We start from the raw sequence: 3,885 nt of genomic DNA, 5'->3' as shown, positions 1-3,885 counted from the left end.
GTACATGTCCTCGGCCACCTTCACGTCGCGGCTCAGCGCCCCCGACTCGCGCTCCGCCTCGGACAGCCCTTGGCGCCGGCTATCCATKCTGCGCCTGTCGCCGCGCAACTGCTCGATCTGCTCGTCGATCGCCCGCACTTCCTGGCTCTGCGGCATGAAATTGCGCAGCAGGCGCGCACGCTCGAGCCGTAGCCCGGAGATCTGCCGCTGGTACTCGATGCTGCCGCTGAGGTAGGACTGGGACTCCTGGGAAGGCTGCAAGGACCCGGCGCGCGTGCGAAAGCGCGCCAGAGCCGCCTCGGCCGCCTCCAGCTCGGCCTTCACGCGTGGCAGCTCGCCGGAGACGAAATCCAGCTGCTGGTTATCCTGCTCGCGCCGATGGCCGACCTGTGTATCGACAATCGAGCGCGCCACGGCATTGACCACGGCCGCGGCATGCTCCCGGTCGGCGTCGCGCCAGACGATGCGCACCGCGTCGGCGGCTGCGCCAGCCGTACCGCTATTCGGCCCGGTTGCCGTGGCCATGCCGCGCTGCGGCTCCAGCTTGAGCCCGCGCGCCAGCAGCTCGACAGCCGTGACGGCGTCGCGGCGCATCACCACGAACTCGGTCCCCGCGCGCGCGGTGAGCTGCGCCAGCTTGAGCGAAACGCCATGGCCCCGCGCAATGTCGCCAACCTTGCCCGTCAGCAGCAACACGCCGTCCTCGCCCAGCAGGCGAAAGCGCTGCTCGCCCAGTGCCACCAGCGTCAGTGGCTGGTTGAGCAGCGCGTCGGGCACGTTGAGGGCGATCAGGTCGATCCGCTCACCACCCCAGGCGTAGGCGGACAGGCTCTCCAGCGGCGCAGCTAGCGGCGTCGAAAGCGATGTCGAAAGCGGCCCGGGCTGCGCGCCACCGGCAAACCGCGCCCATAGCGCACCGGCCACGGGCACCGTACGCGGGGCCGCGGTGATATCGAGGCGGGTTTCCCGCACCACCGGCGCCAGCACCGCGCGGCTGGTCAGCGCGTCCGGCCGCAGTTCGTCGGCGGGCTGCCCCGCGCTGGCCGTGCCCTGCACATTCAGCGCAAGGCGCCTGGCAGACTCCGGGCGCACCAATACGTCCGCCTCGTACATGGCAGGCAGCGACCACGCATACAGCGCACCGCACAGCGCGCTGAACAGCATGGCGGCAAGGATCCAGCCGGCATGGTCAAGCAGTGCCCGGGCCGCGCCCGAGCGCACGCGGGAACCCGGCTGCCGGGATGCCGGAGACAAGCCCACTTCGGTAAAGGTAATCACGCTCGGCTCCCCCGCTTGCACTCCATGCCCTACATGCCCCGCAGCCCTTGCCGCGCTCAGTGCGCGTGATGCGCACAGACAGCCAGCGCGCGGGCGTGTCCCACCCGTTCCGGCAAGGCTGGCCCGTCACCCCCGGTGGACAGCAAGCGCTCGTATTCGCGCCTGACGAGGCCGTAGCACTCGCAGACGTGCAGCTCCAGCCGGACCCGGTCGATCACCGTGATGTGGCCGCGGCTGTAGTGGATCAGCCCGAGATTCGCCAGTTTCCTGGCGGCCTCGGTCACGCCCTCGCGGCGCACGCCCAGCTTGGTGGCGATGACCTGTTGGGTAATGGCGATCTCGTTCGAGCAAAGGCGGTCGACGGCGAGCAGCAGCCAGCGGCAAACCTGCTGGTTAAGCGAGTGATAGCGGTTGCACACCGCGGTCTGCGCGATCTGCGTGAGCAATGCCTGCACGTACAGCAGGGTCAGCCGCAGGATGGCCGGTGAGCGCAGCAGTTCTTGCCGCAGCTTGTTTGCCGCGAGCCGGTAGCCGAACCCGGGCGTGTGCACCTCCAGCCGGTAGGGCATGGCATTGCCCCCCGTCACCACCGGGATGCCGACCATGCCCTCGTTGCCGACCGTGGCGATCTCGACGGTGGTGGCGTCCTCCAGGAAGGACAGCATGGAGACGACCGCCGTGGTCGGGAAATACACATGATTGGTATGCTGCCCGCAATCGGTCAGCAGTTGCCCGGGGCGCAGGCGCACCAGTTCGAGGTGGTTGGAGATGGCCTCCCAGTCGCCGCGCGGCAAGCCGCGCAGGAGGTGATTGACGTCCGGAGCTAATCGCTGGCTGTGCATCACGTGTTTCCCCCTGCAAGACCCTAACTGCCCAACTGCCTGCCCCGCCAGCCCTGGTTTATTTGCCCAGCTGCTTGGTGAAGAACAGGGTCTGGATGGTCGGCGTAATCTGCTCGAGCACCCGGTTAAAGCGCACGGCATCCGACGTGCCCACGTACACCACGTCGAGCGGCTCCATGCGGAACTGCGTCGACAGCAGCAAAGCATCCACCTGTGTCATGTCAAGYCGGTACACGGCTGGCTGGGTCGGGTTCTCGCGCGCGCCGCGGATCACGAAGACCTGGCGCGGGTCGGCAGCGCGGATGTCGATGCTGTTGACGCCGGCAAGCGCGTCGGCCAGCGTGAGGCGGCCCTTGTTCATCAGCAGCGAGGTCGGCTTGACCACTTCGCCCATCACGAAGATCCGGCTGGAGAGCCGGTCGGGCACGTTGATGATGTCACCGCCCTGCAAGAGGAAATCGCCAACGCCATTGCGCCGCTCGGTCAGCGTATCGAGATCCAGCTCGTAGACCTTCTCGCCGCGCGTCAGCCTGACCTTCTGCACGTCGGCATCGGGCAATGTGCCGCCCGTGCGCGCAATGGCGTTGATCATCGAGAGCGGCACATCGGTGACTTGCAGCGATCCCGGGTTCTTCACCAACCCCGTGACGTCGATCCGGCTATTGCGGTACGACACCACGCGCACGTCGACCCGTGGGTCCCGGATCTCCTTGGACAGCGCCGTGGAGATCATGCTGCGCACCTGCTCCACGGTCTTTCCGCCAACCCGCAGCATGCCCACGGGCGGATAGTAGACCTCGCCATTGGCGCCGACGCGAAACCCGTTCTGCTCCAGCGGCGCCTGCTGTTGCCCGCCGTCGGCGCCGGGCGCGATCGGAATGGGCTGCATGTTCGCCGCGCTGGAACTCAGCTGCGGGTTGTACAGCACCGTGACGCCCAGCAGGTCCTGCGGGCCGATGCGGTACTCGTACTTCGCGATGCTCTGGGCAAGGTTCGCGCCCGTGGCAGGCGTCACCTGGCTGTTGGTCGTGGCAACCGCGTCAATCTGGCGGGAGATCACCGCCGAGTTGATCAGTTGCACCGGGTAAGCTTCCGTACCCGTCTTGGCGCCGATGTCGTCATGCAGGCGGCTGGAGTCCAGTGCCGGGCCCGGCGCCCACGCGCATCCGCCAAGCACGGCAACGAATGCAAGAGCGGGAAAGATCCTGGTTGCCATGGCAGCGTCTCCTAGTCGTGAACCGCATTCAAGTCGTTCGAGGGCGCTGTGCCTGCAACGATCCATCTGGGGTTCCGCCCCCGGATAGCCGCAAGATTCGCGCCAATACCTGGTCTTTATGTACGTTAGGCCACAGTCGTGCAGGCACGCCTGCGCCCAGGCGTGGCCCCCGAAGTCACTCCTCCCGCAAGGGCACCAGGCCCTGCGCCGCGGCCGCCATGCCTGCGCCCGCCAGCGTCATCGCTTGCTCAGGCTCGCGTGCAGGCGCCCTGCGCTGCGGCGTGCCGTCGCTCGCGTAGGTCGCGCACGGCATGCCGAGCTCCCGTGCGATGTGCCCGCCCAGGCGCAATGCCAGCGCAGCAATGGTGATGGTGGGAAAATTCGCGCCGACGGTCGGGAACACCGAACTGCCGGCCACATAGAGATTCGAGATGCCGTGGACGCGGCTATTGCGGTCCACCACTCCCATTGCTGGCGAATCATGCATGCGTGTGGTGCCCATGTGGTGCCAGGTGCCTTCGAGCGCGGCCGGCCAGGGCTGGCCCTCCA

The 3,885-nt window shown here is 67.6% G+C and carries 4 protein-coding genes; all 4 read right to left on the bottom strand.

Annotated elements, in window-relative coordinates:
- Positions 1-1,278, bottom strand: a 1,278-nt coding sequence (locus tag AC1DS3_RS36315) for a P-loop NTPase family protein (RefSeq protein ID WP_477129102.1), incomplete at its 3' end; no start/stop codon positions are given.
- A 56-nt stretch (positions 1,279-1,334) separates the two neighbouring features.
- Entirely contained in the window at positions 1,335-2,120 is a 786-nt protein-coding gene (locus AC1DS3_RS36310; protein WP_441634192.1) for a Crp/Fnr family transcriptional regulator, read from the bottom strand.
- Between the two features lie 58 nt (positions 2,121-2,178).
- Entirely contained in the window at positions 2,179-3,336 is a 1,158-nt protein-coding gene (locus AC1DS3_RS36305; protein ID WP_441634194.1) for a polysaccharide biosynthesis/export family protein, read from the bottom strand.
- A gap of 175 nt (positions 3,337-3,511) precedes the next feature.
- Positions 3,512-3,885: GMC family oxidoreductase (locus tag AC1DS3_RS36300; protein ID WP_477129101.1), on the bottom strand; the 374-nt coding region annotated here is incomplete at its 5' end.

The organism is Cupriavidus sp. 01L46 (genome assembly GCF_056399905.1).
The sequence above is the reverse complement of the archived record's forward strand: the minus strand, read 5'-3'. Positions and strand labels throughout refer to the sequence as shown.

What these genes read in the sequence shown, in the direction of transcription:
- AC1DS3_RS36310 (WP_441634192.1), bottom strand. Translation starts at nt 2,120, where the DNA reads ATGCACAGCCAGCGATTAGCTCCGGACGTCAATCACCTCCTGCGCGGC.